General features: G+C 56.1%; 1 protein-coding gene. It reads left to right on the top strand.

The window, feature by feature from the left end; all coding sequences use genetic code 11:
- Nucleotides 1-726: 726 nt before the first annotated feature.
- On the top strand, nt 727-5,509 hold a 4,783-nt coding region (locus Q0520_RS05405), incomplete at its 3' end, for an Ig-like domain-containing protein (RefSeq protein WP_298667413.1).

The following is a 5,509-nucleotide window of genomic DNA, read 5'->3' as shown; positions in this document are numbered from 1 at the left end:
CGCGGGTTATCAAATATTTTTGTTTGATTAACATGGACTGTTAATCAACAAATGTAAACACCGGGGCCACACACGATCGGGAGCAGGCACTCCATGGCCCATCGGTCGGAACGAGATCAGCAGCATTCCGGCCGGGGGCATACCTTCTGCACTGCATTGCCACATTCAGGTTTGGGTTCTCACCCTCCTTCCCCTGCTCCCCTGATCGGATCGTGTCAATTTCGATTGTGTTCTCCGATCGGAGAAGTAGTTGTCCCATTTTCGACGTGAAGGGAATCCTTCATGTGTCGATTCATGTTCTCTCACCTTTGTGCTTCTCGTACAGCGTGATCACCGTGGGCATGATGGTCTCTTTGGGGTAATAGTCATCTGTTTTCCGGGCGCTCCCCCTCGTCGCTTTCGCTCTCCTCATCCTCATCAGGAAGATAAAATAACTCCATTACTTCCTTTTTTGTTACCATTGCCCGTTATTCCGGGATTTTATACCATGTTAACTTAATCCGTTTTACTGCCTCCACGAATTCAAAATTTTTATATGGCCATGCCACCGAAACTTAATCTGTAAAATAACCTTTAAAATCATCATTTTGGGTAAAAATAGCCCCAATTCCTGCTTAATTCCTCTTGCTCTTCTCAGGAGACATGACAATGGTTGAAAAAAAAGAACAGAGATCACGAATCTTGACCCTGGGGACACTTGTCGTCCTCTTTCTGTTGATAGGGGTCATGATTATACCAGCAGCGGCTGAACCGCTGCCCGACTACCGGCACATCCATGTGCAGGTCGCAAACGACGGAGGTGCTCGATTCGACACCTTCGGGAACGACACTTATTTCATCAAGTGCGACGGCGGCGGTACCAAAGCCATGCACGTCACCAATAACCCTGAAGAAAGGAATGGTCAGGTCACGAACTCATCTGATCTGTCAGGAACCTTCTACCTCACGACCACCGGGGGTAAGGGGCCAAACGACGAAGTCGTCCTCCTGCTCGCGGTGAACGGGACGATTCCCGAAGACTTTGCTGTTCACATCACGTCGAGCGGATACCGCTGGCCGCCCGGTTCTCTTGATGACAGGGAGTATGTTGAAGGAGCGGTGGACGAGACCTTCACCAGGGATGACTTCATCTATGGCCCCCAGATCTGGAGACCTTCCCCCAAGCCAGACAATTATCCGATCTTCCATGGTCAGGACATGAGCGACACGGAGAACACCTTCAGGCTCATGTTCGTCGACCTGGGTGTCGGGCAAATCCCTGGCAATGCGAATATGACAGACCTCGGCGCGGCCAGGGTCGATTATACCTTCGAGAACCTGGAGACTTTTGCGGCCTTCAATGTCTACGGATACGCCAAGGTCTCCAACCAGGGCGATGGCATCTCTTGGACGAACAGGTTAATCGAATCAGGGAGCAGCGGCTATACGGTGCAGGGCATCCCGCGTGTTGTGACCACCCTGACACTCACCCCTACCTCTGTGGTTCTCGGAACCGGCGAAACCCTGCAGTTCAATGCCACTGCATATGACCAGAACGACAGGGTGATGCCCGGTGCATCGCTCCTCTGGTCGAGCAGCAACGAGACCGCCGGAACTGTCGATGCTACTACGGGCCTCTTCACCGCAAAGGCTGCGGGGACGACAACCGTTACCATCGCTGGCGGGGACGCAACTGCTACCGCCGAGGTTACTGTCACAGAAGACACCCCTGACGTGGCCTCGATCGTCCTCACCCCGCAGTCCCCGTTTGTCATCATTGACGGACCCCTGCAGTTCAGTGCAAGCGCTTCCGATGCAGACGGCAGACCGATCCCGGGTGCCGCGATCACCTGGTCGAGCAGCAACGAGACTGTCGGCACCATCGACACCACAGGACTCTTTATCGGCCATACCGAAGGTGAGACGACAGTCACCGCGACGAACGGCGACATCGTTGCAGAGACCATCGCCCGCGTGATGACGACGCCCCCGCCGGCTTCGATCACGCTCGAACCCCGTGACCTCTCGCCCTTCTATCCAGATGAGACCGTGCAGTTCAGTGCAACTGCTGTCGATGCCTCAGGTGTAGAGATGGACGGGATAAAGTTCATGTGGACGAGCAGCAACGAGACCGTCGGAACTGTTGATGAGGACGGCCTCTTTACGGCTCTGGCCGAGGGCAAAACCTCTGTGAAAACGGCAGTCGGTGGAGTTTCGGACTTGGTGAACGTCACCGTCCAGACAGCACCGGATTGGACCCTCACGCTCGCCGGCGCCGGTACCGAGACCCTCAACAGGTCCGGGTTCATCACCCTCTCAACCGAACACCCGGCGTCATGCACGGACTCTTCCGGAAAACTCTGGGAAGGGACGTCTCTCTCCACGCTGGTCGGCATGATCGACGACGACGACCCGGCAACGCTGAACGAGACGCTCGCATCAAAGAACTACAAGATTACCATCACCTACACGAAGAAAAATGGACGGGAGCGCACCGCCGACATTACCAGTGACAGACTCGATGGGGACTCCGCACCGGTCGTCGCAAACAAACTCGATGGGAAGGAGATCCGTCCGGGCCCATTCTGGCCGATCGTCATCTTTGACGGCTACGAACAGTATGCTGCCGTAAAGAAGATCCAACTCGACCTCCCCAGGCCGGCAAAGGTCACGATCACACCGTCGCTGCTCGCACTGAAGGAAGGCCAGAGCGGCACATTCAGCGCCACAACCCTCGACCAGTACGGCAATGTACTGCCGACCTCCGCCTACATCTGGACGCGCAGCAACGAAACTGTCGGTACGGTGGATGAGAACGGCACCTTCACCGCCCTGAAGGAGGGGACGACGATAGTCACGGCATCCGACAAAGGCGTGAACGCTACGGCGACAGTCCGCGTCATCCCCGCCTCCCATGACCCGGCGGTCTGGTATGTCGATCAGTCGGGGAACGGCGACTTCACCACCATCCAGGCGGCGGTGGACGGCGTGTACGACTATGATACCATCGTCGTGAAAAACGGGACCTACACAGAGAGCGTGACCGTCAACAAGTTCCTGACGATCAGGTCGGAGCAAGGCCCTGAAGGGACCATTCTCAATGCACCCACCCTGCAGGAAGACGTGGTCACCGTCGTTGCGCCCCATGTAACCATAGATGGGTTCACCGTGGAGGGGGCGAAGAACAATGCTGCAATCAAACTCGACGGTGTCGGGAACTGCACCATTGCAGACAACATTTTGCAATCAAACAAATGGGGTCTTGCACTGTTTACCTCCAGCAACAACACTGTCACAGGCAATACGTTCAACCAGAATACCTATGCCGGCATCTACATGGATCTGTCCAGTTCTAACGTCATCGCCGACAATACGGAAACAGACTGCAACTCCGGGATCTACAGCCCCACTGCCTGCAACAACAACACCATTTCAGGCAACACCATAACAGGATGTGATAGCGGGATTGGTCTGAGAGACTCGAAGGACAACACAATCGCGGACAACATAATATCCCGCGTACCCACAGTGGGCACGGGCATCCGGCTTGAGGGCGCCTCGACAGGGAACACCGTGGCCGGAAATGAAATCGCGGGCGCAATGTACGGTCTCTATCTCGCAAACTTCGGTATAGACTCTGCCAACAAAAACACCTTCATCAACAATGTTGTTGAGGAATGCCAGAGAGGGATCGGTCTCATCGCCGTTGAGGGCAATCTCTTTGAACGGAATCGTATCGCAAACTCTTCATACTATGCTCTCTATCCCGTCGGCACCAAAACGAACATATTCACCCGGAACGACTTCATCAACAATAAAGACAACATCTACGGCGACATTGCGCAGGTCTGGCAGTCCCCCGCTCCGGTGGAATACTTCTACAATGGAAAGGTCTGCACCGGTATTGTCGGAAACTACTGGGACACCTGCAGAGGTACGGACGCGGATGGGGACGGGATCGTCGACACCTCCTATGCGGTCACCTTCTCGAACACCGAGAACCATCCCCTTGCCCTGCCTTCTGCGGCATATGTCACCGGGAGCGACCGCTCTTCGGTTTCCGTCACCCCCTGCACACCTCTGGTAACCGAAGGCCGGATGCACACTTTCACCGCAGTCCGCTACAACGAGACCGGTGCGGGGGTTGCAGACGCCTCCTTTGCCTGGTCGAGCAGCAACACAACTGTCGGGACCGTCGATGACCGCGGCGTCTTCTCTGCCCACACCCCGGGCAGGACCTATGTGACCGCGGAGAGCGGCGGCATGGAAGGTATCGCCGCGGTGACGGTGGTGCCTGTCGGCGGCGTCCTCTCCGACCACAACAACATCCATGTGACAGTGGCGAATGACGCCGGAGTCAGGTTCAACGACTACGAAAACTACTACGACAACACCTACTGGATGAAGTTCGAAGGAGAGAATCGCGGCCTCAACGCTCTCCATATCACCACCGATCCGGCCATGCCCACAGGCCAGACGACCGTCACGAATGCCCAGTCCGGCGTATTCTACGTGACCGAAACCGGCGGCAAGGGATACAATGACGATATTATCCTGATGTTTGCCGTGAACGGGACCCTCCCACAGGATCTTACGGTCCATGTAAAGGCGAGCGGGTACTCCTGGACACCGGACATGTCGCCTGAGCGGGAGAACAAGGCTCCTCTCGCCGACGAGATTGCCTACAATCCCTGCTCGCTGGATGAGACCTTCACCGCGAAGGACTTTGTCTACGGCCCGCAGATCTGGAAACCCTGCGGGAACACGAACTACCCGATCTACTCCGGGCAGAACATGACCGATACTGAAGACACCTTCAGGTTCATGTTCATCGACCTGAACGCCGGTGTGCTCGGTTCGAGAAGTGATATCCCCGGCCTGACAGACGGGGGAGCGGTCAGGGTCGAGTACACCATTGAGAACCTTGAGAACCGCGCTGCCTTCAATGCGTACGCCTACTGTGCAAACCCCTGGAACGAGAAGAAGATGGTGGCGTGGACCAACGCTCTTACCGGCGATGATATGAGCGGGTATTCGGTGCTCGGGTGGGCAATCGCCTCGCCGGACGGCCAGAAGACTGACAAGGCCGTCCTTGACATTCCGGGATGCACGATCAAGAGCGGTGACGACGGCAAGATGGAGGTTTCCATCGATGCGTCGAGTGAGAACGTTACCGTCTCCAATGACCACAAGGAGATCAGGATTGACCAGGACACCTTCGCCCTGACAATCAGAACTTCTGGCAACACCACTGTAGAGAATAACAGAGTAAACGGTACCCTTGACGGTATCCGGCTGGACACAAAGCCCCTCAACCTCGATGCAGGGGCTGCGGGAACGGTCGCCGGATCCATTGCGGCAAACCTGACCGGACTTCCGGCGGGTGCGGAGATCCTTACCACAATCAGCAGGGAGGCGTCGACTGATGCACAGAGCGCTTTCCGGCTTGCCGCCTCGGGCGACGGGCTGAAGGTGGACGCCGTTGCCTACACGATGAACATCAAAAAGACGAACCTCGCGAACGGGCAGG

Source organism: uncultured Methanofollis sp., assembly GCF_937919355.1.
In the GTDB taxonomy this organism is placed as follows: domain Archaea; phylum Halobacteriota; class Methanomicrobia; order Methanomicrobiales; family Methanofollaceae; genus Methanofollis.
This window is presented reverse-complemented; position numbering and strand designations above follow the sequence as displayed.